Source organism: Variovorax sp. MSC1_012, from assembly GCF_023667525.1.
Lineage (GTDB): Bacteria > Pseudomonadota > Gammaproteobacteria > Burkholderiales > Burkholderiaceae_C > Variovorax > Variovorax beijingensis_B.
Genome location: NZ_CM174443.1, coordinates 4979780 through 5005002, shown reverse-complemented (window position 1 = coordinate 5005002; position 25223 = coordinate 4979780). Strand labels below are relative to the sequence as shown.

Sequence of the window (25223 nt, the reverse complement as noted above, 5' to 3'; positions counted from 1 at the left end):
TTCAACGACCCTTGGAGAAACTGTTGTGGCAGCTCGCGCGGCTCAGAACGTGTGGCGGATGCCGAACTCGTAGCCGGTCGAGGTCCTGGCCTGCAGCGCGGTGCCGTTGAAGGCCGTGGGGAACGACGGACCGGCGCCGACCGTGAGCCCCGCACCATTCTTGTTGCGCACGCGCGCGACCGTGCCGTACAGCGCCGTGCGCTTCGACAGGTTGTGCACGTAGCCCAGTGCGATCTTGTTGGCCTTGGGGTCAGCGATGTTCGCGCCGAAGGTCGGCACGCGGTTGAAGTCATACTTGACCTGCGAATAGGACGCGCGGATCACGCCCGGGCCCACCGGCACGGTGACGCCGAGCAGGTAGCCCGTGAGGTCGACGTCCTGTCCCGCCGAGAAGATGTTCAGCGCATCGCGTTCGTCCTTCGAGCGCGAATATTCGCCGAACAGCTTGGCCACGCCGAAGTCGTAGGTCGCGCCGAGATTGAAGGTCTTGATCTGGCCCGGGCGCGCCACGGCGGAAGCACCGCTGCCGGTCGTGAAGCTCGTGTCGTTCTGCGCATAGCTGGCGGCGATGTCGAACGGGCCCGTCGTGTAGCCGAGGCGTCCGCCGATGTGGCGGCCGGTGTTCGTCGTGGCGGCAGCGGTCGGCGACGTGCGGGTCTGCTCGTGCAGGCCGTAGGCCAGGTTGCCGTAGAAGCCGCCCAGGCGCGGCAGGAAGTACTGCACCATGTTGCCGGCACGCTTGTAGGTGCTGTTGCTGCCGTAGCCGGTGCCCGGCACGCTGGCTTCGTTGGCGTCGATGATCAGCGAGCCGCCGATGCCGGTGTCGCCGAACGGGTCGAACTGCTCCTCGTTCATCACGGTGGCGGTCTTGTCGCGGCCGAGGCGGAACTCGCCGAAGCTGCCCGCCAGGCTCACCGTCGAACGGCGGCTGAAGCTGGAGACGCCGGTGGCGCCATCGTCGTTGGTGATCGGGGCTTCGAGCCAGAAGCTGGCCGACAGGCCGCCGCCCAGGTCTTCCACGCCGCGGAAGCCGAGGCGGCTCGAGCTCAGGCCCGAATTGGCCAGCTCGGTGCGGCTGGCCTTCACGCTGTAGGCCGGGCCGAAAGGATTGGTCGACGTGCTCTTGTTCGATACGTTGCGGTAGGCGGCATCGACCACGCCGAACAGCGTCACGGTCGATTGCGCCGACGCGGCGCCGCATGCCGCCAGGGCAGCCAGAACAAGCAGGGATTTTTTCATTCGTGTCACTCCAGGATGGGAAAGTCGCCGCTCCGAGGCCGGGCGCGACCGTGGACGTCCGGGCCTTGTCGCCGCGAGACTGGGTCCGAGTTTTCCAACACTGGAAGACAAAGGAATTACATAGGGTTAGCACCTAAATCGCAAAGGGCCATCGGGCGCGGCATCGCGACGCCGATCACAAATCGGGTAGGTGCGGCTGCGCGGCCGGCCACCGCGCCACCTCCGCAAGCCGGCTCACTTCTCCTTCGCAAGCCCCAGCTTCTCGATCACCGCCTTCTCGCGCACCACCGTGTCCTGCGCAAACTTGGTGTACGCCGCCGAGCTCATGTAGTTGGGCAGCATGTCGTAGCGGCCGAGCGAGGCCACGTAGCTCGGCTCTTCCATCGCCTGCTTGAAGGCGTCGTGCAGCTTCTTCACCACCTCGGGCGGCGTGCCCTTGGGGGCGCCGATGCCGAAGGGCGAGTTCTGCACGATGTCGTAGCCCAGTTCCTTCAGCGTCGGCGCGTCGGGGAACTTGGCGAGGCGCTTCTCGCCCCAGGTGTTGAGCACGCGCAGCTTGCCGGCCTCCACCTGCGGCGCAAAGCCGGTGCTGTCGGCGGCCGCCATCAGTTGGCCGCTGACCACCGCGAGCATCAGGTCGGCGCTGCCCTTGTAGGGCACGTGCTGCAGCTGGATGCCGGCCTTCTGCGCAATGATCTCGGTCGTGAGATGCGGGCTGGTCAGGTTGCCGGTGGAGCCGTAGGTGAGCTTGCCGGGGTTGGCCTTGGCGTAGGCGACGAAGTCGGCCCAGGTCTTGAACGGGCTGTCGGCCGGCACCACGATGCCGAAGGCATAGCCCGTGACGTTGAGCACGTAGCTGATGTCCTTGAGCGGATCCCAGTTGATCTTGGTGGTGTAGCCGAGGCGGAACACGCCGAGCGGAATCTGCGCGACGGTGTAGCCGTCAGGCTGCGCGGTCTGCAGCGCCTGCGCGGGCAGGGTGCCGCCGGCGCCGGGCTTGTTGTCGACGATGACGGGCTGGCCGAGGATCTTGCTCGCATTGTCGGCCAGCTGGCGCATCGTGATGTCGGTAGGCCCGCCCGCGGGGAACGCGATGACCAGCTTGATCGGCTTGGCGGGAAAGGCCTGCGCGAGCGCCGCCAGCGGGGAAAGAAGAAGCCCGCAGGCTGCGGCGAGCGTGGCGGCACGGAAAAGGGATCGGCGGGACATGGTGGCGGGTTCCTGAATCGGGAAAAAAGCAAAAGGGCGCATTGGGCCCTGCCCTTGGCGCGGCGGCAATCGGTGCTCACCCGACTGCTGTCGCATGCAGCTCAGCCCGCAGCCTGCTGCTTGAATCCCTGCAGCACGTTGACGGCGTTGACGCCCACCTCCGCCACCGCATAGCCGCCTTCGAACACGAACACCGTGGGCAGGCCGGCGCGCGCCAGGTCTTCGCCCATGCGCAGGTAGTCGTCGCTCCTGAGCCGGAAGCCCGCGATCGGGTCGCCTTCGAAGGTGTCGACGCCGAGCGACACCACCAGCGCGCCCGCGCGCACCGCGGCAATGCCGTCGAGCGCGGCCTTCAGCGCCGCGCGCCAGGTGGCGAAGTCGGTGCCGCGCGCGAGCGGCAGGTTGTGGTTGAAGCCGAGCCCGGCCCCCGCGCCGCGCTCGTCGGCATGGCCCAGGTAGTAGGGATAGTCGGTCAGCGGATCGCCATGCAGGCTCGCGAAATGCACGTCGCTGCGCTCGTAGAAGATGGCCTGCGTGCCGTTGCCATGGTGGTAGTCGACGTCGAGCACCGCCACCCGCTCCACGCCCGCAACGCGCAGCGCCTGCGCGGCCACCGCGGCGTTGTTGACGAAGCAGTAGCCGCCGAAGAAATCGGCGCCCGCATGATGGCCGGGCGGCCGCGTGAGCGCGAAGGCGGCGCGCTCGCCGCCGATGACGCGCTGCGCCGCGGTCCAGGCGCAGGCCGCGCCGTGGCGCGCGGCGGCCCAGCTGCCGGCCATGAGCGGCGTGCCCGCGTCGAACGAGAACAGCCCCATGCGCGCGGGAAAACTCTTCGGCAATACATCGGTGCGCATGCCGCGCGTGGGCCAGTACGAAGGCAGGGCATCGCGCGATGCGTTGGACGGATCGAGCGCCACCCACTCGTCCCAGGCATGGGCGATGAAGTCCAGGTAGCGCGGCGCATGCACCCTGGCCAGCAGCGCCTCGTCGAAGGCATCGGGCAGCTGCAGCGGGCCCAGGCCGCGGCGCTCCAGTTCATGTTTCACATGGTCGACGCGGGCGGGCACCTCGAAGCACGGCACCAGTTCGCCGCGGAACATCTCGACTTTGCCCTGGTGCAGTGCGTGCTGGTCGTTGTAGATGGTGAGCATGCCGCCCATCATGCCGCACGCCGCAGCACCGCCCGGCGCCGGCCGGAGGCGGTCAGCCCGAACAGGTCCTTCGGGTCGTCGAGTTCGGGCACCAGCGCGATCTGCTGGCCGATGCCGCGCTCCAGCGACAGCTGGTGGATGTAGCGCAGCGCCGTGTAGTCTTCGAGCGCGAAGCCGACCGAGTCGAACACCGTGACCTGCCCGGCGCTCTCGCGCCCGGGCACGCTGCCGAGCAGCACCTTCCAGAGCTCGTGCACCGGAAAGTCGGCCGGCAGCTGCTGGATCTCGCCCTCGATGCGGGTCTGGGCTTCGTACTCGACGAACACGCGCGCGAGGCGCAGCACGTCGGGATGCAGCTCGGTCTTGCCGGGGGAGTCGCCGCCCACCGCATTGATGTGCATGCCCGGCTCGATCATCCCGGGCGCGAGCACGACCGCGTGGCCCTGGTGCGCCGTGACCGTGGTCACGATGTCGGCGCCGCGCACCGCATCGGCGATCGACGGCGCGCGCACCACCTCGAGCGGCGTGCAGGCGGACAAGTGGCGCACCAGCTTGTCGGTGGCGCGCGGATCGATGTCGAACACGCGCACCTCCTCGATGCCCAGCAGCGCATGGAAAGCCAGCGCCTGGAACTCGCTCTGCGAGCCGTTGCCGATGAGCGCCATGCTGCGCGAGCCGGGCCGCGCCAGCGCCTGCGCCGCCATGGCCGAGGTGGCGGCCGTGCGCAGCGCGGTGGTGAGCGTGAGCTCCGACAGCAGCACGGGGTAGCCCGTATCGACCTCGGCCAGCACGCCGAACGCCATGACCGTGGGCAGCCCCACGGCCGTGTTGTGCGGATGGCCGTTGACGTACTTGAAGGCATAGGCGCCGTCGTCGGCCACCGGCATCAGCTCGATCACGCCGAGGTGCGAGTGGCTGGCCACGCGCGCCTTCTTGTCGAACTCGCGCCAGCGCATGAAGTCGTCGCGCAGCGCATCGGCCAGGGCCTTGAGGAATTCAGGAACGCCGGTTTCGTCCACCAGGCGAACCAGGCTGTGAACATCGATGAAGCGGGTCATGGCGCGGCTCCTTGCGTAGCCCGGACGCGGCGCTTCATTCCTTCAAGTGTTCACTCCACCATGGCTGATCCAGGATGCGCCTGCGCCAGGGGTTGGAGCCATTGTGCGCCCGCGCGCATCAACGCGCCAGCACCGGCGCCAGGGCCACGCCGGTGTGCGTGCCGAGGCGCACCACTTCCTCCGGCGGCGCCGCGGCCACGATGCGCCCGCCGGCGTTGCCGCCCTCGGGCCCGAGGTCGATGATCCAGTCGGCCTCGGCGATCAGGTCGAGGTCGTGCTCGATCACCACCACGCTGTGGCCGCCGTTCACCAGCCGGTGCAGCACGTGGATCAGCTTCTCGACGTCGGCCATGTGCAGGCCCACGGTCGGCTCGTCGAGCACGTAGAGCGTGTGCGGCGCCTTCTGGCCGCGGCGCGTGACGTCGTCGCGCACCTTGCTGAGTTCGGTCACCAGCTTGATGCGCTGTGCCTCGCCGCCCGAGAGCGTGGGCGAGGGCTGCCCCAGCGTGAGATAGCCCAGCCCCACGTCCTTCAGCAGCTGCAGCGGATGGCTGATGTTGGGCATGGCCGCGAAGAACTCGACCGCCTCGTCCACTTCCATCTGCAGCACCTCGCCGATGCTCTTGCCGCGCCAGCTCACGGCCAGCGTCTCGGGGTTGAAGCGCGCGCCGTGGCAGACCTCGCAGGGCACCTTCACGTCGGGCAGGAAGCTCATCTCGATGGTGCGCACGCCGGCGCCGTCGCAGCCGGGGCAGCGGCCTTCGCCGGTGTTGAAGCTGAAGCGCGCCGGGCCGTAGCCGCGCGCCTTGGCTTCGAGCGTGTCGGCGAACAGCTTGCGGATGGTGTCCCAGAAGCCGATGTAGGTGGCCGGGCAGCTGCGCGGCGTCTTGCCGATGGGAGTCTGGTCGACCTCGAGCACGCGGTCGATGGTCTCGTAGCCTTCGACGCGCTCGCAGCCGGACCAGGCCGGGCGCTTGCCCGCGGCATCGGCGTCGCGGCCGGCCTTGGTCATGCGCTGGACCACGATGCCATGCACGCTGGCCAGCAGCACGTCGCGCGCGAGCGTGGACTTGCCCGAGCCGCTCACGCCGGTGACCACCACCAGGCGGTGCAGCGGCAGCGTGGCGGTCACGCCCTGCAGGTTGTGCAGGTCGGCGCCGTGCACCGTGAGCCATTGGCCGCTGTCTTCCGCCTTCGGGTCGGGCGAGGGAATCAACCGCCGCGCCTGCAGCGGATGCTTGATCGCATCGCGCAGGTAGCGCCCGGTCTGCGAATCGCCCGCCTTCTGGATGTCGGCCACCGAGCCCTCGGCCACCAGACGGCCGCCGCGCTTGCCGGCGCTCGGGCCGATGTCGATGATGTGGTCGGCGCGGCGGATGGTGTCTTCGTCGTGCTCCACCACCACCAGCGTGTTGCCCTTGTCGCCGAGCTTGTGCAGCGCGTCGAGCAGGATCTGGTTGTCGCGCGCATGCAGGCCGATGGTCGGCTCGTCGAGCACGTAGCACACGCCCTGCAGGTTGCTGCCGAGCTGCGCGGCCAGGCGGATGCGCTGCGCTTCGCCGCCGCTCAGCGTGGGCGCGCCGCGGTCGAGCGTGAGGTAGCCCAGGCCCACCTCCTCGAGGAATTCGAGCCGGCTCTTGATCTCGGGCACCAGGTCGCGTGCGATCTCGGCTTCGCGGCCGGTGAGCGCCAGGCCTTCGAACCACTGCCGCACCTCGGTCACGCTCATGCGCGCGAGTTCGGTGATGCCGATGCCGCCCATGCCGTCGGCGACCGATGCGCCGAAGCCCACCGCGCGCGCCGTGGCATTGAGCCGCGTGCCTTCGCAGGTCGGGCAGGCGGTGTCGGCCAGGTCTTCGATCTCGGGTTCGGCGAAGGTCTGTTCGCGGCCCTTGTTGTCGTCGTCGCGGATCGAGTCGTCGAAGACCTTGCGCTGGTCCTTGCTGAGCTTGACGCCGGTGCCCACGCAGTCGGGGCACCAGCCGTGCTTGCTGTTGTAGCTGAACAGGCGCGGATCGAGCTCGGCATAGCTGGTGCTGCAGACCGGGCAGGCGCGCAGCGTGGAGAACACGTTGACGCGGCCAATGCCGGAGGCCGGCGCGCCGGCGATCATCGCGGCCTTGAGGCCGTCGAGCTGGCTCAGCACGTGCACCACGCCCTTGCCGTGTTCGAGCGCCTTCGTGAGCGCCTCGCGCAGTTCGGTCTCCTTCGAGGGCAGCACGTCGAGGCTGGCCACCGGCAGCTCGATGCTGTGCTCCTTGAAGCGGTCGATGCGCGGAAAGCCGGTGGTCGGCAGGAACTCGCCGTCCACGCGCAGGTGCGTGAAGCCGCGCGGCCGCGCCCAGTCGGCGAGTTCGGTGTACACGCCCTTGCGGTTGCTCACCAGCGGCGCGAGCAGGCCGATGTGCTGGCCCTTGAAGTTGCGCATCAGCTGCGCGGCGATGCTGTCGGGCGTCTGCGGCTGCACCGCCGCGCCGTCGTGGATGCAGTGCTGGATGCCGAGCTTCACGTACAAGAGGCGCAGGAAGTGCCAGACCTCGGTGGTGGTGCCCACCGTGCTCTTGCGGCCGCCGCGCGACAGGCGCTGCTCGATGGCCACCGTGGGCGGAATGCCGTAGACCGCATCCACTTCGGGCCGGCCCGCAGGCTGCACGATGCTGCGCGCATAGGCGTTGAGAGATTCGAGGTAGCGCCGCTGCCCTTCATTGAACAGGATGTCGAAGGCCAGCGTCGACTTGCCCGAGCCGCTCACGCCCGTGACCACGCTGAACTTGCCGCGCGGAATGTTCACGCTGAGGTTCTTCAGGTTGTGCTCGCGCGCGTTGACGATCTCGATCGCATGGCTGCCGGGTGCCGTCTTGGCATTGGCGATGTAGCGCCGCGCGGCGCGCTCGGCCACCTTGTAGGCCTCGGGGCCGATGGCCAGGTCGTAGTCGGCCAGCGCCGCGCCGGTGAGCGAGGCGCGGTTCTCGCGCAACTGCTCGGGCGTGCCCTCGGCCACCACCTGGCCGCCGCCTTCGCCGCCTTCGGGGCCGAGGTCGATGCACCAGTCGCTGGCGCGGATCACGTCGAGGTTGTGCTCGATGACGATCAGCGAATGGCCGGCATCGAGCAGCTTGCGCAGCGCGCGCATCAGGCGCGCGATGTCGTCGAAGTGCAGGCCGGTGGTCGGCTCGTCGAACAGGAACAGCGTACCCCTGCGCGCGATCGATTGCTTGCTGGCGGTCGCGCTCTTCGCGGCCTCGGCCAGGAAGCCCGCGAGCTTGAGGCGCTGGGCCTCGCCGCCGCTCAGCGTGGGCACGGGCTGGCCGAGCTTGACGTAGTCGAGCCCCACATCGGAGATCGGCTGCAGCACGCGCAGCACGTCGCGGTCGGCCTCGAACACCACCGCAGCTTCGGCCACGGTGAGGTCGAGCACGTCGGCCACGTTGTAGCTCCGGCCCTTGCGCTCGACCTTCACCTCGAGGATCTCGGGGCGGTAGCGCTTGCCGTCGCAATCGGGGCAGCGCAGGTACACGTCCGAGAGAAACTGCATCTCGACGTGCTCGAAGCCCGAGCCGCCGCAGGTCGGGCAGCGGCCGTCGCCGGAGTTGAAGCTGAACTTGCTCGCGGTGTAGCCACGCTGGCGCGAGAGCGCCGCGGTGGCGAAGATCTCGCGGATCGCGTCCCATGCGCCCACGTAGCTCGCGGGATTGGAGCGCGCGGTCTTGCCGATCGGCGACTGGTCGACGAAGACCACGTCGCCCAGGTGATCGGCGCCCAGCAGGCGGTCGTGCGCACCCGGCGTTTCGGTGGCCTTGCCGAAATGGCGCATGAGCGCGGGCGCCAGCACGTCCTGGATCAGCGTCGACTTGCCCGAGCCGCTGACGCCGGTCACGCACACCAGCCGCGCGAGCGGAAACTCGACCGTGATGTTCCTGAGGTTGTGCTCGCGCACGCCTTCGAGGATGAGCCGGTGCGTGTTCTCGCTCACGAGCCGCTTGAAGCCCATGCCGATCTTCTTGCGCCCGCCCAGGTACTGGCCGGTCAGCGTGTCGGCATCGCGCAGCTGGTCGGTGCTGCCGTCGAACACGATCTGCCCGCCGCGGATGCCGGGGCCCGGGCCCATGTCGATCACGCGGTCGGCCGCGAGCATCACGGCCGGGTCGTGCTCGACCACCACCAGCGTGTTGCCGGCGTCGCGCAGGCGCAGCATGGCCTCGGTGATGCGGTTCATGTCGCGCGGATGCAGGCCGATGCTGGGCTCGTCGAGCACGAACAGCGTGTTGACCAGCGAGGTGCCGAGCGCGGTGGTGAGATTGATGCGCTGCACCTCGCCGCCCGACAGCGTGCGGCTCTGCCGGTCGAGCGTGAGATAGCCGATGCCTACGTCGTGCAGGTAGCGCAGGCGGGTGGTGATTTCTTCATGGAGAAGCTTGAGCGCCTGGGTTTCGCCCTGCCTTGCTCCTTCCCCCGCCGGGGGAAGGCCGGGATGGGGGCTCTCGGCCTCCCCCATTGCCACGGCTTTTGCCGAGGCCGCCTGCCCCCACCCCTGCCCTCCCCCGGCGGGGGAGGGAGCCAAGCCCATGCGGTCGAAGAATTGCCGCAGCCGCTCGATCGGCAGCAGCATCAAATCGTGCAGGCAGAGGCCAGGCAATGCCTCGAGCTGCGCGCGCGTCCACTTCACGCCAGTCGGCATGAAGCGCTTGGCGGGCTCCAGCACGGCATCCGCATCTTCCTTGCTGCCGATGCGCCAGATCAGGCTGTCGAGCTTCAGGCGCGCGCCGCTGCAGGTGGGGCACGGCGTGTAGCTGCGGTACTTCGATAGAAGCACGCGGATGTGCATCTTGTAGGCCTTGCTCTCCAGGTAGCCGAAGAAGCGGCGCACGCCGTACCACTGCTTGTTCCAGTTGCCCTCCTTGTAGTTGGGCGTGCCCTCGATCACCCAGTGCTTCTGCTCGTCGGTGAGCTTGTTCCAGGGCGTATCGCGCGGAATGCCGGCCGCCTCGGCGTGGCGCATGAGGTCGTCCTGCGCTTCCTTCCAGGCCGGTGTCTGGATGGTCTTGATCGCGCCGGCGCGCAGCGTGAGCTTGTCGTTGGGGATCACGAGGCCCAGGTCGACGCCGATCACGCGGCCGAAGCCGCGGCAGGTGTCGCAGGCGCCGACGGCCGAGTTGAACGAGAACATCGACGGGATCGGGTCGGCGTAGCGGATGTCGCTCTCGGGGCAGTGCAGGCCGGTGGAGAACTTCCAGACCTCGGTAGAAGCGTTTTCCTCGGCACCGGTCGCATGAACGGTGACGCGCCCGCTGCCGCGCTTGAGCGCCATTTCGATCGCCTCGACCACGCGCGAACGCTCGGCGCTCGAGATGCGAAAGCGGTCGGCCACCACGTCGAGCACCTTGCGCGGCCCGGTGGGCGTGGCCACCTCGCGCTCCGACTGCACGCGCGTGAAGCCGCTGGCGGACAGCCATTGCGTGACTTCTTCCGCCGATGTGCCCGCCGGCAGTTCGACCGGAAAGGTGACGACCAGGCGTGGATCTCCGGCGGCAGCCGCCCGCTCGGCGATCTGCGCGTAGATGCTGTCGGGTGAGTCGTGGCGCACCGGCAGCGCGGTCTCGCGGTCGAACAGCTGGGCCGCGCGCGCGTAGAGCAGCTTCAGGTGGTCGTTGAGCTCGGTCATCGTGCCGACCGTGGAGCGCGAGGAGCGCACCGGGTTGGTCTGGTCGATGGCGATGGCGGGCGGCACGCCCTCCACCTTGTCGACGGCCGGCTTGTCCATGCGGTCCAGGAACTGGCGCGCGTAGGCGGAAAAGGTCTCCACATAGCGCCGCTGGCCCTCGGCATAGAGAGTGTCGAACACGAGGCTCGATTTGCCCGAGCCGCTGGGCCCGGTGACCACGGTCATCTCGCCGGTGCGGATGTCGAGGTCGAGGTTCTGGAGGTTGTGCTGGCGCGCGCCGCGAATCCGGATGGAGCCCTGTGTCATGAGTGCCTTGGGGGGTGGGGCAAACATTCTAGGGAGCGGCCGGTGACGTATTCGTGCACTCCGTCACATGGTCCGCGGCCGCGCAGGGGTTTGTACTGATGGAGCTATTGTCACTTCGGTAACAAATAGCACCTTCGTTTACGTTCCTATTCGCACTTGAAAGTTATTCCATGAACAAGCTGCACGTTCTTTGCGCCGCCCTGCTCGCAGTGGCCGCGACATCCGCGCCGGCCCAGATCCTGATCGGCCAGACGGCGGGCATGACCGGCTCGGTGGCCGCCAGCGTGAATGAAACCATCGGCGGCGCCCAGCTGTTGATCGACGCCGCGAACGCCCAGGGCGGCATCCACGGCGAGAAGATCGAGGTGCTGCGCATGGACGACGGCTTCGACGTCAAGCGCGCCGCCGAGAACGCCCGCGTGCTGATCGAGGAGAAGAAGGTGGCGGCGCTCTTCATGAGCCGCGGCACGCCGCATTCGCAGGCCATCATCCCGTGGCTCGACAAGCACGACGTGCCCCTGATCGGCCCCTCCACCGGGGCCATGGTGCTGCACAAGCCGGTGCAAAAGCACGTGTTCAACGTGCGCGCCACCTATCAGCGCGAAGCCGAGAAGGCGATCCAGCACCTGCTCACCACCGGCATCGCGCGCATCGCCGTGGTGCACGTGACCGATTCGTTCGGACAGGACGCGCTCGAGGGCGCCATGACCGGCTTCGCCAAGGCGCAGGCCAAACCCATCGTGACCGTGCCTGCCGACCGCGAAAAGCCCGACTACAAGGCCATCGTGCCGGCCATCAGGGACGCCAATGCGCAGGCGGTGCTGTGGATCGGCTCGGGCGTCGCCGTGGTCGAGGGCATCAAGGCGCTGCGCGCCTCCGGCTCGGCCGCGCAAGTGGTCACCCTGTCGAACAACGCCTCGTCGGGTTTCATCAAGCAGCTGGGCGACGCGAGCAAGGGCGTGATCGTGACCCAGGTGTTCCCGAACGAGCGCTCCATCAGCTACCCCATGGTCAAGGAAGCGCTGGCGCTGGCACGCGCCAAGGGCCAGGCCGAGCTGTCGCCGGCCGCGCTCGAGGGCTTTGCCTCGGCCAAGGTGCTGCTCGAGGCGCTGCGCCGCGCCGGCCCCAAGCCGACGCGCGCCAAGGTGCTGGCGGCGCTCGAGAGCCTGCGCGGCTACGACCTCGGCGGGCTCGAGATCAGCTATTCGCCGCAGGACCATTCGGGCATCGACTTCGCCGATCTCGCCATCATCAGCGAGGGCCGCTTCAAGCGCTGAGCGCGGCACTGGCGGCAGCGCCAGGGCGCTGGGAACTATGGTTTGACAGGGTTTCCACGAGCGAGTGATTGTCACTTGCGGCAACACATTACACATCTTCTGACAGAAGCATCCGCTTCGCCCAAAGGCCTGTTCGATGATGAAGATGTTGTCCACGTCCCGTGCTGTTGCACTGCTCTTCGCCCTGTCCGCGCTCGGCGCGTCGGCGCAGATCGTGATCGGCCAGTCGGCCGACCTGTCGGGCCCGGTGGCCGCCAGCGTGAAGGAAACCATCATGGGCTCGCAGCTGGTCATCGACCAGGTCAATGCCCAGGGCGGCATCAACGGCGAGCAGGTCGAGGTGATCCGGCTGGACGACGGCCTGGACGCCAAGCGCTCGCTCGAGAACACGCGCATCCTGATCGAGGACAAGAAGGTGCTGGCGCTGCTGCTCAACCGCGGCACGCCCAACACCCTGGCCGTCATTCCGCTGCTCGACAAGCACGGCGTGGCGCTGGTGGGCCCCTCCACCGGCGCGATGGCGCTGCACAAGCCGCTGCAGAAGAACATCTTCAACGTGCGCTCGACCTACCAGCGCGAGGCTGAAAAGGCGGTGCAGCACCTGCACACCACGGGCATCCAGCGCATTGCCGTGGTGCAGGCCGACGACTCGTTCGGCAAGGACGCGATGGAAGGCGCGAGCAAGGGCTTCGAGAAGGCCGGGCTCGCACCGGCCGTGCTGGCGCTGGCCGACCGCAGCAAGCCCGACTATTCGACGATCGTGCCGCAGCTGGTCAAGGCCAATGCGCAGGCCGTGCTGTGGATCGGCTCGGGCACGGCGGTGACCGAAGGCGTGAAGGCGCTGCGCGCCGCGGGCTCGGCGGCGCAGATCATCACGCTGTCGAACAACGCGGCCTCGGGCTTCATCAAGGAGCTGGGCTCGGCCAGCGCCGGCGTGATCGTCACGCAGGTGCTGCCCTACGAGCGTTCGTTCGGCCATCCGCTGATCAAGGAAGCGATGGCGCTCGCCAAGGCCAAGGGGCAGACCGAGCTGTCGCCCGCGCTGCTCGAAGGCTTCGTCGCCACCAAGGTGATGGTGGAGGCGCTGCGCCGCACGGGCCCCAAGCCCACGCGCGCCCGGCTGATTGCCACGCTCAACAGCTTCCAGTACGACCTGGGCGGCAACATCGACGTGAGCTACTCGCCGACGGACCACACGGGCATCGACTATGTCGACCTGTCGATCGTCAGCGAAGGCCGCTTCAAGCGCTGATCGGCGCCGGCCGGCGCCTTGCCTGCTTAGTTACTTGGGTGCGGCAGCGGGCGCAGGCTCGTGCGTCGTGTCGCCGCCGTGCTTCTCGCCCGACATGTCGATCTTGTCGCCGGCTTGCGAGATGACGTACAGGGCAATGGCGGCAAAGATGACGAAGCCGACAACGAGTTTCCACATGGGTTCTGTCTCCTGATGGTGGGATGCAAGGGTTCAAGAAAAGGGCCTCATGCCGACGGCATGAAGCCCCTTTGTTGAACGGAGGGCCGGCTCTCGCCACCCTCCTGCCTGAACTTGCGGTCAGTCGTTTGCGTAGATGTCGACGTCCTTGGTTTCGCGGATGAAGAGCGTGCCCACCACCAGCGTGATACCCGCGATGATGATCGGATACCACAGGCCGTTGTACATGTTGCCGGTGGACGCCACGATGGCAAAGGCGGTGGTTGGCAGCAGGCCGCCGAACCAGCCGTTGCCGATGTGGTACGGCAGGCTCATCGAGGTGTAGCGGATGCGGGTGGGAAACAGTTCCACCAGCATGGCGGCGATCGGGCCGTAGACCATGGTCACCAGCAGCACCAGCCAGAACAGCAGCCCGACCGTCACCAGCTTGTTGATCTTCGCGGGGTCGGCCTTGGCCGGGTAGCCCGCGACCTTCAGGTCTTCGGCCACGCCCTTCTTGAAGGCAGCGATTTCCTTGGCGGAGTTCTCGTCGAACTTGAGGTTCACGACGTTGCCCACGGGCGCCTCGACCGTCTTGTCGCCGATCTTCACGATGGCCTTCGAGCCGGGGGCGCCGGCCACGTTCTCATAGCTCACCGAGTTCTGCACGAGGTAGCGCTTGGCGATGTCGCAGGAGCTCCTGAAGTCGATCTCGCGGGCCACCGGGTTGCCCTGGAACGAGCAGGTTGCCGGGTCGGCCGTCACCGTGACGCCGGCAGTGGCTTGCGCCTTGGCCAGGTCGGGATTGGCGGCTTCGGTCAGCATCTTGAAGACCGGGAAGTAGGTGACCACGGCCAGGAGGCAGCCGGCCATGATGATCGGCTTGCGGCCGATCTTGTCGGACAGCGTGCCGAAGACCACGAAGAACGGCGTGCCGAGCAGCAGCGCGGCGGCGATCATCAGGTTGGCGGTGGTCGCATCGACCTTGAGCTGCTGTGTCAGGAAGAACAGCGCGTAGAACTGGCCCGAGTACCAGACCACGGCCTGGCCTGCCGTGAGGCCGACCAGCGCCAGGATCACGATCTTGAGGTTCTTCCACTGGCCGAAGGATTCGGACAGCGGCGCCTTCGAGGTCTTGCCCTCGGCCTTCATCTTCTGGAAGGCGGGCGATTCGCTCAGCGAGAGGCGGATCCACACCGAGATACCGAGCAGTGCGATCGACACCAGGAACGGAACGCGCCAGCCCCAGTCGCCGAAGGCCTGTTCGCCGAGCCAGGTGCGCACGCCCAGGATCACCAGCAGGCTCAGGAACAGTCCGAGCGTGGCGGTGGTCTGGATCCACGAGGTGTAGGCGCCGCGCTTGCCGTGCGGCGAGTGCTCGGCCACGTAGGTGGCGGCACCGCCGTACTCGCCGCCGAGCGCGAGGCCCTGCAGCATGCGCAGCGCGATCAGGATCACCGGCGCCGCGACGCCGATGGTCGCGTAGCTGGGCAAGAGGCCGACGATGAAGGTCGACAGGCCCATGATCAGGATCGTGACCAGGAAGGTGTACTTGCGCCCGATCATGTCGCCGAGCCGGCCGAACACGATGGCGCCGAACGGCCGCACCAGGAAGCCCGCGGCAAACGCCAGCAGCGCGAAGATGAAGGCCGCGCCGGCATCCAGGCCGCTGAAGAACTGCTTCGCGATGATCGCGGCCAGCGAGCCGTAAAGATAGAAGTCGTACCACTCGAACACCGTGCCAAGGGAGGAAGCGAAGATGACCTTCTTTTCCTCCGCGGACATGGGCCGGGGGGCCGGGTGCGGCATCCCCCTCGAATCCAGTGTTGCTGCCATTTGCGTCGTCTCCTGTGTATGCGTTCGGTCGGCCCCGGCATTCGGGACCGTGAAGCATTCTTGGAGGCGCGACTGACCCGAGCCTTTCGCGAAACTGAACCGACGCTTACGGATTAAGGTGAAACCCGCGGGGTCCGTTTCAGCTTGTAAGAAATCGGCCGCTTGCTCAGCTTTTGCTGCTTCGCAGCAAGGACGGCCGCTGGTCGGCCGCGGCCCATTGCGGCCCGTCGAACCATGCGTCGCCGGCCAGATAGGCGCGCAGCATCGCGAGACCGTCGAAGCCCCAGAACAGGCGACCGTCGACCACGCACGTCGGCGTGCCGAACACGCCGGCCTGCAGGGCGCCGTCGGTGTTGCGCTTGAGCAGCGCCTTGTTCTCGTCGCCGTTCATGTCGCGCTTCGGTTCCAGCTGCGCCGCCAGCGCAGCCAGGCGCGCGGCATCGCCGGCTTCCTCGCCGCCACGCCACACATTGCGCAAGATGGTCTCGGCTACCAGGCGGCTGATGCTGCCGTCGTCCGAGGTCGACAGCGCGAGCCGCAGGTGCGGCAGCGGGTTGTACGGGTGCGAGGCCGGCATCTCGATCTGGATGCCGTTCGCATGGCCAAGCCAGAGCACATGGCGGTAGGTCCAGCTGCGCTTGGCGGGAATCTCCGCCGGTCCGAGCTGGCCGTGGTGCTTGAGGATCGCGCCGAGCAGCACCGGCTTGTAGGCCACGCTGCAGCTCAGGCCTTCGAGCGCCTGCGGCAGGTGCTCGAACGCAAGGTGCGCGTAGGGCGAGATGAAGTCGAGGTAGAAGTCGATGTGCTTCATGCGTGCTTGTCTCCTGAGGGTTCCGGAATGCGCCAGAGTCCGGCCCGCGCCCGCAACTCTATCGCGCGCCACACGCCGCGCCGCGCCTCGTCTTCCATCCTGCTCCAGCCCGCGATCTCGGAGATGGTGCGCAGGCACCCTTCGCAGAAGCCGCTCAGGCTGTCCATGCGGCAGACCGAGGTGCAGGGCGATGGCACATCGGGCGCATCGTCGCCGGCCGAGCGCTGCACGGCCTCGGCGCGTTCGGCCAGCGTTTGCGCGTCGCCCGGATTCACGTCGTCACACCACGTCCGCCACCGGCGCGCCGGTGAGCTTCTCGAGGTCTTGCGGACGCAGCTGGAACACCGCATGCGGATGGCCCGCGGCGGCCCAGATCTCCTCGAAGCGGAACAGCTCGCGGTCGATCAGCACCACCGGCGGCGTGGCATGCGCCACCGGCGACACGCCGCCGATCGTGAAGCCGGTGCGCGCCTTCACGAACTCCGCATCGGCGCGGCCGGTCTTGCCGACCAGCGCATCGACCTTCTTCTCGTCGACCCGCCTGTCGCCCGAGGTGATGACCAGCACCGCCGCGTCGTCGCTCTTGCGCCGGAAGACGATGCTCTTGGCGATCTGCCCGACCCCGATGCCGAGCGCGTCGGCGGCCTGCTGAGCGGTGCGGCAGGCGTCGTCGAGCATGCGCGGCGAATGGGGGTGGCCCGCGTCCTGCAGCACACGGGAAACGCGCTGCACGCCTTCAGGCAGCGAATGGAGTTCAGCGCCGCACATCAGATGCCTCCCCGCTTTGCGTCGATGCTCATCATCCCGCCCTCTTGGTACGGATCGCCTTGGAGGCGCGCGAATTCGGCTCGCGCCCCAGCGCCTCGCTGATGTACACGCCCGCGTCGATCAGCTTGTCGAGGTCGATGCCGGTCTCGATGCCCATGCCGTGCAGCATGTAGACCACGTCCTCGGTGGCCACGTTGCCGGTCGCGCCCTTGGCGTAGGGACAGCCGCCCAGCCCGGCGGAGGACGACTGGAAGTTCCAGACCCCCAGCTCCAGCGAGGCCAGCGTGTTGACCAGCGCCTGGCCGTAGGTGTCGTGGAAGTGGCCCGAGATGTGGTCCACGCCGAAGTGCGCCAGCGTGGCCTCGATGGCGGCCTTCACCTTCCCCGGCGTGCCCACGCCGATGGTGTCGGCCACGTCCACGCGCTGCACGCCGATGTCCTTCATCAGCTTGGCCAGCATGCCCACGCGCTCGGGCGCGACCTCGCCTTCGTACGGGCAGCCGACGGTGCACGACATGGCGCCGCGCACGTCGATGCCCTTTTCGCGTGCCGCGGCCACCACGGGTGCGAAGCGCTCGATGCTCTCGGCAATGGAGCAGTTGATGTTCTTCTGGCTGAAGGCCTCGCTCGCGGCGCCGAACACCACGATCTCGTCGGGCCACTCCTCGCGCGGTGCGGCAATGGCGGCCTCGAAGCCCTTCATGTTGGGCGTGAGCACCGAGTAGCGCACGCCGGGCAAGCGCCGAATGCCGTGCATCACGGAGGCAGCGTCGGCCATCTGCGGCACCCACTTGGGGCTCACGAAGCTGGTGACCTCGATCTCCTTCAGGCCGGCGTCCTGCAGGCGGTGCAAGAGGCCGATCTTGACTTCGGCGGAGACCGGTTGCTTCTCGTTCTGCAGTCCGTCGCGCGGACCGACGTCGACGATCTTTACCTTGGCGGGGAGTTTCATGGGATGTCTCAGGGTTCGCTGGGAAAAGAAAAAAACCGTCCGTCAATTGTCGGCCGTCTGCGTCCGGCGTGCTCGGCCGCGCCCGCCGCGGGAGTTGCAATGCCTGCCAGCGGCGTTGCAGATCGTGCCAACGCGGCTGCTCACGCCGTTTCGCGCTGCACGAAATCCGATGGGAGTTCGGCGGGCGCGGCGGCCTCCACCGCCTCGAGTGCATCCACGCGCGCCCCGTCCGGCCCGCTGCGGGCCCAGGCGACCAGCGCATCGACCGCAGCAGCCGGGCCGAAGGCCAGCGCCTCCACGCTGCCGTCCCGGCGGTTGCGCACCCAGCCGTGCACGCCCAGGCGCCGCGCGGCCTGCACCATCGACCAGCGATAGCCCACGCCCTGCACCAGGCCGCGGACGACGAGATGGCGGGTGACGGCGGATGGATTCATGGCATGGGCGACATCAGTACGACTTGGGCAGGCCGAGCGCCTTTTCCGCGATGAAGTTCAGGATCATCTGCGGGCTGACCGGCGCAATGCGCGGAATGTAGCTCTCGCGCAGCAGCCGCTCGACATGGTATTCCTTCGCATAGCCCATGCCGCCGAGCGTGAGAACCGCGTTCTGGCAGGCGTCGTGCGCCGCCTCGGCCGCGAGGTACTTGGCGGCATTGGCCTCGATGCCGCAGGGCTCGCCCGCGTCGTACAGCGTGGCGGCCTTGAACACCATCAGATCGGCCGCCTCGAGGTTGGCCCAGGCGCGCGCGAGCGGATGCGCCACGCCCTGGTTCTGGCCGATCGGCCGGCCGAACACGACGCGCTCCTGCGCGTACTGCGAGGCGATGCGCAGCGCGGCGCGGCCGATGCCGATGGCTTCGGCCGCAATCAAGATGCGCTCGGGGTTGAGCCCGTGCAGGATGTATTCGAAGCCGCGCCCCTCCTCGCCGATGCGGTCTTCCTCCGGCACTTCGAGCCCGTCGATGAAGAGCATGTTCGAGTCCACCGCCGCGCGGCCGAGCTTGTGGATCTCGCGCACTTCGACCTTGCCGCGGTCCAGCGGCGTATAGAACAGCGTGAGGCCCTGCGTGGGCTTCTTCACCTGGCCCTGCGGCGTGGTGCGTGTGAGGATCAGCATGCGGTCGGCCACCTGCGCGGTCGAGATCCAGATCTTGCGGCCGTGCAGCAGGTAGCTGCCGTTCGGCTGGCGCACCGCCTGCGTCTTGAGGCTCGTGGTGTCGAGCCCCGCGTCGGGCTCGGTCACGGCGAAGCAGGCCTTCTCGGTGCCGGCGATCAGCGGCGGCAGGAAGCGCTGGCGCTGCGCCTCGCTGCCGAACACCACCACCGGGTTGAGCCCGAAGATGTTCATGTGCACCGACGACGCGCCCGACATGCCCGCGCCCGAGGCGCTGATGGCGCGCATCATCAGCGCGGCCTCGGTGATGCCCAGCCCCGCGCCGCCCTGCGCCTCGGGCATCGCGATGCCGAGCCAGCCGCTGTCGGCCACGGCGCGGTGGAACTCGTGCGGGAACGCGGCGCGGTCGTCGTGGTCGCGCCAGTAGTCGGCGGGGAAGTCGTCGCACAGCCGCTCGATGGCGGCCACCAGCGAGCGCTGGTCTTCGTTGAGGGAGAAGTTCATTCGTCGTTGTCCTTGGGTGGAGCCGGCTGCAGCGTGATGCCACGTGCGAGCAGGTGGTCGATCTCTTCGTCGCCGTAGCCCGCTTCGCGCAGCAGCTCGACGCTCTGCTCGCCGATGCGCGGCGCCATGCGGCGGATGGCTGCGGGCGTGGCGCTGTAGCGGCCGACCGGCGCGAGCGTGCGGATGCGGCCTTCGCTCGGATGGTCGAACTCGGGAAAGAAGTCGACCGCGCGCAGGTGCGGGTCGCCGAGCAGGCTCTCGGTGCTGTGCAGCCGCGCGACCGGGATGTCGGCCGCCTCCAGCGCGGCCATCCAGTCATCGCTGCCGCGTGTGGCCATCACCTCGGCCACGAACGCATAGACCGCGCCGATGTTCGCGGCGCGCGCCGTGTGCGTGCCGAACATCGGCGAAGCACGCAGCTCGGGCCGGCCGATCAGGTCGAAGAAGGCCTGCCAGTGCTTGTCGTTGTAGATCAGCACGCTCAGGTAGCCGTCGGCCGTGGCGTAGGGCTTGCGGTGCGGCGCGAGCAGGCGCGCATAGCCCGTGGGACCGAGCGGCGGCTCGAAGCTGTGGCCGCCGAGGTGGTCGCCCATCACGAACTGCGAGAGCGCTTCGAACATTGGCACCTCGACCGCCTGGCCGCGGCCCGTGCGCTGCGCGTGCAGCACGGCCGCGAGCAGCGCGATGGCGGCCTGCAGGCCCACGGCGCGGTCGGCCAGCGTGACGGGCGCGTAGCGCGGTGCATCGCCGCTTTGCTGCGCGAACAGCGAGGCCACGCCGGCCGCGCCCTGGATCAGGTCGTCGTAGGCGGGCTTGCCGGCATAGGGGCCTTCTTCGCCATAGCCGAAGGCGCCGAGGTAGACGATCTTCGGATTGGCCGCCGCCACGGCCTCGTAGCCGAGCCCGAGCCGCGCCATGGCCTGCGGGCGCGTGTTGTAGATCAGCGCATCGCAGCCCGCCGCGAGCCGCAGGCACGCCTCGCAGCCCTCGGGCTGCTTGAGGTCGAGCACGATCGAGCGCTTGTTGCGGTTCAGGTGCAGTGCCATCGCGCCCATGCCGGCGTGGCGCATCGGACCGACCGCGCGCAGGTTGTCGCCGGAGGGCGGCTCGACCTTGACGATGTCGGCGCCAAGGTCGCCGAGCGTCTGCGTGGCATAGGGGCCCATCACCACGGCCGTGAGGTCGAGGATGCGGATGCCGTCGAGTGGTCCCGTGGTGTTCATGTCTTTGCTCCTTCCCCTTCCGGAGGAAGGTTGGGATGGGGGCAGGCAGGGCGCGCGATGGATACGCCGCTGGCCCCCACTCCTGCCCTCCCCCGGAAGGGGAGGGAGAAATTCAAATTCGACAGCACGCTCATTCCGGTTGAATGCCCGCAGCCTGGATCAGCTTCTTCCACTTGGCCAGCTCCGACACGGTGAACGCACCCAGTTCTTCCGGCGTGCTGCCGAACGCATCGAAGCCCAGCTTCGCCACCCGCTCGCGGAAGGCCGCGCCGTTCGCCATTTCCGACAGCACCTTGTTGAGCTTCAGCACCACATCGCGCGGCGTGCCGGCCGGCGCGAACACGCCGTTCCACGAGGTGATGTCGAAGCCCTTGAGCTCGGGCGTCTCGGCCAGCGGCGGCAGTTCGGGGAAGAGCTTGGTGCGCTCCTGCGTGGTGACCGCAATCGCGCGCATCTTGCCGGCCTTCACCGTGGCGAGCCCCGCGGCGAGGTCGACCACCATCATCGACACCTGCCCGCCGATCAGGTCGGCAATCGCGGGCGGCGTGCTCTTGTAGGGCACGTGCAGCATCGGCACGCCGCTCATGCGCGAGAGCGTGGCACCGCTCACGATGCCGGTGCTGTTGCCGCTCGCATAGGTCAGCTTGCCTGGGTGCGCGCGGCCCCAGGCCAACAGCTCGGCCACGCTCTTCACCGGCAGCTCGTTGTTGACCACCAGCATGAACGGCAGGTTGCCCATGCGGCTCACGGGCGCGAAGTCCTTCACCGGGTCGTAGGGCAGCGACTTCATCAGGCTCGGATTGGCCGAGTGCGTGGTGTTGGTGGTCATGAAGAGCGTGTAGCCGTCGGGCGGCGCCTTGGCCACGAACTCGGCGGCGATCACGCCGCTGGCGCCCGCGCGGTTGTCCACGATGACCGAGGCCTTGAGCGCCTCGCCCAGCATCTGCGCCGTGATGCGCGCCACCGCGTCGGTGCCGCTGCCGGCCGCGAAGGGCACGATCAGCTTGATCGGCTGCTTCGGGTAACCCTCCTGCGCAAAGGCCCAGGGCGCCGCGCCGGCCAGGCCCGCGGCGGCGCCGATGGAAATGAAACGGCGGCGGCTTGCCACCGCGACCGTGGTTGCCGCGTTCTTCGTCTGCATGGTTCTTGTCTCCGGGTGGTTGTCGTTCAGGGCCGGATCACGCGCTCCGGCGATTCCTCGTACGGCGGGCTGTAGATGACCAGCACGCGCACCGGCTCGTCGCTCACCACCGTGAAGGTGTGCATCGAATCGGCCGGAAAAAAGCAGCTGTCGCCGGGGTGCAGCTCCTGCCGCTGGCCGCCCACCTCGGCGACCGCGCGGCCTTCGAGCATGTAGCAGACCTGCTCGATGCCCGGATGTGCGTGGGGCAGCGCGCCCTTGCCCTTCTGGATGTGGCCGACCAGCACCTCGAGCTGCTTCGCGCCCACGGTCTCGGGGCCGATCAGCCGCTTGTTGAGGGTGCCGGTGTGGTTGGCCGGGTGGTAGCCGGCAATGTCGCTTTCGCGGACGAAGTAGCGTGGAGAAGTCATTGTTTTCAATCAGCCTTTGTGTTCGATGGCCAGGCAGGCGGAGCGCAGCATGGCCGCCACTTCGTCGATGCGCGGCTCGAGCCGGTAGCGCGGGCCCGCCACCGAGATGGCGTAGGCCTCGCCGCCGATGCGCAGCGGCCACGCAAGGCCGACCAGATCGGGAATGCTTTCACCGAGGTTGCCGTACCAGCCGCGCGCGGGCGAGCGTTCGAGCTCCTGCTCGATGGCTTCGGGCGTGGTCAGCGTGGCGTCGGTCAGCGGCGCCAGCGCAGTGGCTACCAGCAGTTTGCGGCGCGCCTCGGGCGCGAGCGTGGAGAGCAGCGCACGGCCCATCGAATTGGCATAGGCCGGGCGCGTCTCGCCCGCTTCGGCGGAATAGCGGATGCTCTGCGGCGCACTCAGCACTTCCAGGTAGACGACCGTGTGCGGATCGCGGAACTTGCCGAACAGCACGGTTTCCCGCGCCCCGTCGCGCAGCTCTTCGAGCGCAGGCCGCACGCGGTCGAGCACCGGGTCGTGCGCCGCGATGATCTGCGCCATCGCCAGCAGCCGGCCGGTCGGGTAGTAGCCCTGGCGGCGGCCGGTCTCGTACATGTAGCCCTGCTCTTCGAGCGTGCGGATCAGCCCGAGGCAGCTCGACACCGGCATCTCGAGCAGGCGCGCCATCTCGGACAGCGCCAGCGGCTGCTTCTCCCGGGCGAAGAGCTCGACGATCTCGATGACGCGAAACGCTGTTTTCACAACCATGAAGAAATTTTCGCGTATGTGAAAAACAATAGCCTCAGGGTTTGTCCCTGGCTGGGCCTCCTTTCAGCGTAATCGCCGGTAACGCACGCCTTCAGTAGCCCCGGACCGGATCGACCACGCCGCTGACCGGCAGGCCCTGTTCCATCGCGCGGATCTTTCCCGCGATCTGGGCGATGGACTCCTCGCGCAGCGTGCGCGCCGAGCCGTGCGGCGTGACGGTGATCTTCGGGTGGCGCCAGAAGGCGTGGTCGGTGGGCAGCGGCTCGACCTGGAACACGTCGAGCGTGGCGCCGGCCAGCTGGCCCGCATCGAGCATCGGGATCAGGTCGTCTTCCACCAGGTGCGCGCCGCGCGCGATGCTGATGAGATAGCCGCCCGCCCGCAGCTTGCCGAGCGTGTTGCGGTTGAGAATGCCGCGCGTGGCCTCGGTCAGCGGCAGCAGGTTGACCAGCACGCGCGTGGACGACAGGAACTCGTCGAACTGCGCCTCGCCGCTGAACACCTTCACGCCGTCGATGGCTTTTGGCGAACGGCTCCAGCCCAGCACCGGAAACTCGAACTGCGCGACCGCCCTGGCCACGCGCTCGCCGAGCACGCCCAGGCCCATGATGCCGACCGGAAAGTCGCGCCGCAGCCGCGGCTTGCGGTAGCTCCAGCGGCCTTCGCGCGCATCGGCCTCGTAGACGTCGAACTCGCGGAAGTGCCGGATCAGCGTGTGGCACACGTATTCGGCCATCTGCACCGACATGCCGGCATCGTCGAGCCGCACGATGCGCGTCTGCGCCGGCACTTTCAGCTTGAGCAGCGCATCGACGCCCGCGCCGATGTTGAACAGGCCGCGCAGCCCGGGCTGCTCGTCGAGCAGTTGCTGGGGCGGCGCCCACACCACCGCATGGTCGGCCTGGGCGGCGCCCGGCTTCCAGGTCTCGATCTGCGCATCGGGCAGCTCGGCCTTGAGGCCTTCGATCCAGGGTTCGGGGCGGTTGTCGGTCAGGGAAACGATGATTTTCATGAGCCGGATCTTAGGGGCCCGGGCCCATGAACCGAACCGGCGGCTTGTGGCACCCGGGGCCTTCTTCTATGCTCGTGCGCGACCATCCAGAACATCGACACACCCGGAGCCCCGCATGATCAAAGTCAGCGTGATGTACCCCTACACCGAAGGCGCACGGTTCGACCACGCCTACTACCGCGACAAGCACATGCCGCTGCTGAAGGCACGCATGGGCGATGCCTGCAGGTCGTACACCATCGACAAGGGACTGGCGGGCGGCGCGCCCGGCACGCCGCCGACCTATGTCGGCATGTGCCACGTGTTCTGCGACTCGGCCGAAGCCTTCCAGACGGCGTTCGGCCCGCATGCCAAGGAGATCCTGGGCGACATCAAGAACTACACCGACATCGCGCCGGTGATGCAGATCAGCGAAGTGGTGGTGGGCTGACCGGCCCTGGCTGCTCAAGCCGCCTTGATCCGGCGGCGGCGCCACAGCAGCCGCAGCAGCCACGCCAGCGGCAAGCCCACGAGCAGCAGCCAAGGGAGCACCGCCGCCAGGAAGGTGATGAGCGTGCCCACGCTCTCGGCCAGCACCGAGCCCGCTTCGCGCAGCGCGCGCATCATGGGGTTGTAGCTGCGCCCGCCCTGCACCAGCGTGCGCGCCGGTGTGAACTGGATCTGGACGTGCTGCTTGCTGGTCTGCTGCTCCAGCACCTTGCGCTGGGTGGCAATGGCATCGAGCTCAGCCTGCGTGTCGGACAGCGTGCGCTGGATGGCGAGCAGGTCGGCCATGGTGCGTTTGGTGACCGTGTCGCGCAGCATCAGGCGCAGGCTGTCGCGAAACTCGATGCGGTTCCTGATACGCGCCTCGACGTCGATCACCTCGGCGGTCTTGTCTTCGCTGGTGGTGTTTTGCGACACCACCCTGGCCACGCCGGCCAGGCCGCCGAGCAGCTTGTCGACATCGGCCGGCGCCACGCGCATCTCGAGCATGGCGTTGCCGGGCTGCTGCGGTGTCTCGCGCTGCAGCGAGGACGACAGCAGCTCGCACTGCAGCGTGCCGCACAGGTCGCGCACCTTGCCCCAGGCGTCGGCCAGTTGCTCGGGCGGGACTTCGACGTTCAGCTCCTGCCGTACCGCGAGAAAGCGCTGCTGCAGCGGCGTGTCCTGGGCCTGATCGGAAGCGGTGGCGGCCGCCGGCGGGGCCGCGGCTTCAAGCCGCGCGCTCTTCCTCTGCATCGATCCGCCGTAGGCCACCGCAGGCTCGGCGGCGGCCGAGGTCTCGTTGTCGCCCTTCTTGCAGCCCCCGAGCGACAGGGCGACGGCCAGAACCAGCAGGAGAACGCCCGGGCGGCGAGCGAAAGAAAAAGAAGAAAAAGGCGAAAGCGAGTGCTTGCGGCAGGTCATGAAAGTC

General features: G+C 68.2%; 22 protein-coding genes. 3 read left to right on the top strand and 19 right to left on the bottom strand.

Annotation, left to right across the window (positions count from 1 at the left end; translation table 11 throughout):
- Positions 1 to 42: 42 nt before the first annotated feature.
- The 5 genes from L1081_RS23540 to uvrA all read right to left on the bottom strand — a co-directional run bounded on the left by L1081_RS23540 (position 43) and on the right by uvrA (position 10625).
- Positions 43 to 1239 carry a porin gene (locus tag L1081_RS23540; RefSeq protein ID WP_489414305.1) on the bottom strand — a complete coding sequence of 399 codons (1197 nt, stop codon included), beginning with the start codon at positions 1237 to 1239 and terminating at the stop codon, positions 43 to 45.
- A 234-nt stretch (positions 1240 to 1473) separates the two neighbouring features.
- On the bottom strand, positions 1474 to 2448 hold the full coding sequence (locus L1081_RS23535) for a tripartite tricarboxylate transporter substrate-binding protein (RefSeq protein WP_489414304.1): 975 nt from the start codon (positions 2446 to 2448) through the stop codon (positions 1474 to 1476).
- Between the two features lie 101 nt (positions 2449 to 2549).
- The gene (locus L1081_RS23530; protein WP_489414303.1) at positions 2550 to 3599 is read right to left on the bottom strand and encodes a histone deacetylase family protein; all 1050 of its coding nucleotides are present in this window, start codon (positions 3597 to 3599) and stop codon (positions 2550 to 2552) included.
- Between the two features lie 8 nt (positions 3600 to 3607).
- The gene (ocd, locus tag L1081_RS23525; RefSeq protein ID WP_489414302.1) at positions 3608 to 4657 is read right to left on the bottom strand and encodes an ornithine cyclodeaminase; all 1050 of its coding nucleotides are present in this window, start codon (positions 4655 to 4657) and stop codon (positions 3608 to 3610) included.
- Positions 4658 to 4775: 118 nt separating this feature from the next.
- Complete coding sequence (gene uvrA / locus L1081_RS23520) at positions 4776 to 10625, bottom strand: excinuclease ABC subunit UvrA (RefSeq protein WP_489414301.1); 5850 nt, start codon at positions 10623 to 10625, stop codon at positions 4776 to 4778.
- 170 nt (positions 10626 to 10795) lie between these two features.
- Here uvrA and L1081_RS23515 point away from each other — a divergent pair, with 170 nt between their 5' ends.
- On the top strand, positions 10796 to 11902 hold the full coding sequence (locus L1081_RS23515) for an ABC transporter substrate-binding protein (RefSeq protein WP_489414300.1): 1107 nt from the start codon (positions 10796 to 10798) through the stop codon (positions 11900 to 11902).
- A gap of 136 nt (positions 11903 to 12038) precedes the next feature.
- Complete coding sequence (locus L1081_RS23510) at positions 12039 to 13154, top strand: ABC transporter substrate-binding protein (RefSeq protein ID WP_489414299.1); 1116 nt, start codon at positions 12039 to 12041, stop codon at positions 13152 to 13154.
- A gap of 30 nt (positions 13155 to 13184) precedes the next feature.
- Here the strand turns inward: L1081_RS23510 and L1081_RS23505 are convergent, their stop codons facing one another.
- From L1081_RS23505 to L1081_RS23445, 13 genes are all read right to left on the bottom strand, one after another.
- Positions 13185 to 13331, bottom strand: coding sequence for a hypothetical protein (locus tag L1081_RS23505; protein WP_164547807.1), 147 nt, complete (start codon positions 13329 to 13331; stop codon positions 13185 to 13187).
- A 120-nt stretch (positions 13332 to 13451) separates the two neighbouring features.
- Entirely contained in the window at positions 13452 to 15146 is a 1695-nt protein-coding gene (locus L1081_RS23500) for an MFS transporter (protein WP_489414298.1), read from the bottom strand.
- 166 nt (positions 15147 to 15312) lie between these two features.
- Positions 15313 to 15957, bottom strand: coding sequence for a 2-hydroxychromene-2-carboxylate isomerase (locus L1081_RS23495; protein ID WP_319439606.1), 645 nt, complete (start codon positions 15955 to 15957; stop codon positions 15313 to 15315).
- Positions 15954 to 16232, bottom strand: a complete 279-nt coding sequence (locus L1081_RS23490) for a DUF1289 domain-containing protein (protein WP_489414297.1) — start codon at positions 16230 to 16232, stop codon at positions 15954 to 15956. The genes L1081_RS23495 and L1081_RS23490 overlap by 4 nt, the downstream gene beginning before the upstream one ends.
- 4 nt (positions 16233 to 16236) lie before the next feature.
- Complete coding sequence (locus tag L1081_RS23485) at positions 16237 to 16725, bottom strand: YbaK/EbsC family protein (RefSeq protein WP_489414296.1); 489 nt, start codon at positions 16723 to 16725, stop codon at positions 16237 to 16239.
- 31 nt (positions 16726 to 16756) lie between these two features.
- Positions 16757 to 17677 carry a hydroxymethylglutaryl-CoA lyase gene (locus tag L1081_RS23480; RefSeq protein ID WP_489414295.1) on the bottom strand — a complete coding sequence of 307 codons (921 nt, stop codon included), beginning with the start codon at positions 17675 to 17677 and terminating at the stop codon, positions 16757 to 16759.
- A gap of 140 nt (positions 17678 to 17817) precedes the next feature.
- Positions 17818 to 18111: an acylphosphatase gene (locus tag L1081_RS23475; RefSeq protein WP_489414294.1), complete on the bottom strand. Its 294-nt coding sequence runs from the start codon at positions 18109 to 18111 to the stop codon at positions 17818 to 17820.
- 13 nt (positions 18112 to 18124) lie between these two features.
- Entirely contained in the window at positions 18125 to 19294 is a 1170-nt protein-coding gene (locus tag L1081_RS23470) for an acyl-CoA dehydrogenase family protein (protein ID WP_489414293.1), read from the bottom strand.
- On the bottom strand, positions 19291 to 20517 hold the full coding sequence (locus L1081_RS23465; RefSeq protein WP_489414292.1) for a CoA transferase: 1227 nt from the start codon (positions 20515 to 20517) through the stop codon (positions 19291 to 19293). The genes L1081_RS23470 and L1081_RS23465 overlap by 4 nt, the downstream gene beginning before the upstream one ends.
- 130 nt (positions 20518 to 20647) lie before the next feature.
- Complete coding sequence (locus L1081_RS23460) at positions 20648 to 21658, bottom strand: tripartite tricarboxylate transporter substrate-binding protein (protein WP_489414291.1); 1011 nt, start codon at positions 21656 to 21658, stop codon at positions 20648 to 20650.
- A 26-nt stretch (positions 21659 to 21684) separates the two neighbouring features.
- Positions 21685 to 22068: a cupin domain-containing protein gene (locus L1081_RS23455; RefSeq protein WP_489414290.1), complete on the bottom strand. Its 384-nt coding sequence runs from the start codon at positions 22066 to 22068 to the stop codon at positions 21685 to 21687.
- A gap of 9 nt (positions 22069 to 22077) precedes the next feature.
- Positions 22078 to 22815: an IclR family transcriptional regulator domain-containing protein gene (locus tag L1081_RS23450; protein ID WP_489414289.1), complete on the bottom strand. Its 738-nt coding sequence runs from the start codon at positions 22813 to 22815 to the stop codon at positions 22078 to 22080.
- 91 nt (positions 22816 to 22906) lie between these two features.
- Positions 22907 to 23827 (bottom strand): NAD(P)-dependent oxidoreductase, encoded by a 921-nt coding sequence (locus tag L1081_RS23445; protein ID WP_489414288.1) that lies wholly within the window; start codon positions 23825 to 23827, stop codon positions 22907 to 22909.
- Positions 23828 to 23942: 115 nt separating this feature from the next.
- Between L1081_RS23445 and L1081_RS23440 the strand changes: the two genes are divergently transcribed.
- Positions 23943 to 24257 (top strand): EthD family reductase, encoded by a 315-nt coding sequence (locus L1081_RS23440; protein WP_125965217.1) that lies wholly within the window; start codon positions 23943 to 23945, stop codon positions 24255 to 24257.
- Between the two features lie 14 nt (positions 24258 to 24271).
- Here the strand turns inward: L1081_RS23440 and L1081_RS23435 are convergent, their stop codons facing one another.
- Positions 24272 to 25216 (bottom strand): DUF4349 domain-containing protein, encoded by a 945-nt coding sequence (locus L1081_RS23435; protein ID WP_489414287.1) that lies wholly within the window; start codon positions 25214 to 25216, stop codon positions 24272 to 24274.
- Positions 25217 to 25223: the final 7 nt, after the last annotated feature.